General features: G+C 59.7%; 1 protein-coding gene. It reads left to right on the top strand.

Annotated elements, in window-relative coordinates; all coding sequences use genetic code 11:
- Positions 1-289: 289 nt before the first annotated feature.
- Positions 290-1,087: a class I SAM-dependent methyltransferase gene (locus tag HV744_RS36585; protein WP_175154087.1), complete on the top strand. Its 798-nt coding sequence runs from the start codon at positions 290-292 to the stop codon at positions 1,085-1,087.
- Positions 1,088-1,164: the final 77 nt, after the last annotated feature.

Raw genomic sequence — 1,164 nt, 5'->3', positions numbered from 1 at the left:
CCGCAATCTCGGAGCACCGAGTCAGGCTAAAGCTCGCGGTGACTCCTGGTAAACCTCCTCGGTAAGTTACAAGCAGAAGTCCACCTGGAAGGGCCGCCCGTTGAAGAGCAAGGAAGTTGTCGAGCCCGCGATGGTCTGATGGAACTCAAAATTCAATCATCACCGCCCACTCGCTCGAGCCCTTCGGCTGCCTCCCTGCAGCCGAAGCTTTGCACTCTTCTCCACCACGAACTACCCTTACTAACGATCATCTTTCGGTCATTTCCACTGCTTCCCCGTCGAGGCTCCCATGTCAGACGATCCCTTTGCTCAACTGAAGGCGGTACAGCGAGAAGCCTGGGCAGTGTTTGCGCCGTTGGAAGCGGTAACGACGATGCCTGCGGCCGAACTGGTCCGCCATGCGCGCGTGTTTCCACAGCAATCGGTACTCGACGTCGGTTGCGGCACCGGAGTGGTCGGACTGACTGCGGCGCGCCTAGGTGCCCGGGTCCATGGCTTGGATCTGGCACCGGCGCTGATTGAGCACGCGCAGAAGAATGCCGCACTGGCCGGCGTCGAGATCGATTTCCGGGAAGGCGACGTCGAGGCGCTGCCATTTGATGATGCCAGCTTTGACGTAGTGCTAAGCCAATTCGGCCATATGTTCGCGCCACGGCCCGAAGTGGCGATTGCGGAAATGCTGCGCGTACTAAAACCGGGCGGCACCATTGCCTTTTCTACCTGGCCGCCGGAACACTTTGTCGGTCAAATGTTTGCACTGGTTGGCAAATACGTACCGCCGCCCCCCGGCGCAGCGCCCCCGCCGCTATGGGGCGACCCGAATGTCGTCCGCCAGCGGCTGGGTGAGACGGTCACTGACATCGTGTTCGACCGCGGCGTGATGTGCTTCCCGACATTAAGCCCGCAGCACTACCGAAAAGTTTTGGAGGAGACGCTGGGGCCGGTGGTAAAACTGGTGCAGACCTTGCAAGGCGATGCGTCCAAGCTGGCGACCTTCCGCGCCGAACTGGACGGCTACATCGGCCGCCATCTAGAAAACAATATGCTGCGGCAGCACTATCTGATGACACGCGCGATCAAGCGCTAATTCCGCGTCTTGCAAGGGGCGTGGCGGGAAAGCCTCTAAGAATTGGATACTCGAGCGATCGCCAACAAGAAAACTGC

Origin of the sequence: Paraburkholderia ultramafica, from assembly GCF_902859915.1 — a bacterium.
Classification (GTDB): domain Bacteria; phylum Pseudomonadota; class Gammaproteobacteria; order Burkholderiales; family Burkholderiaceae; genus Paraburkholderia; species Paraburkholderia ultramafica.
This window is presented reverse-complemented; position numbering and strand designations above follow the sequence as displayed.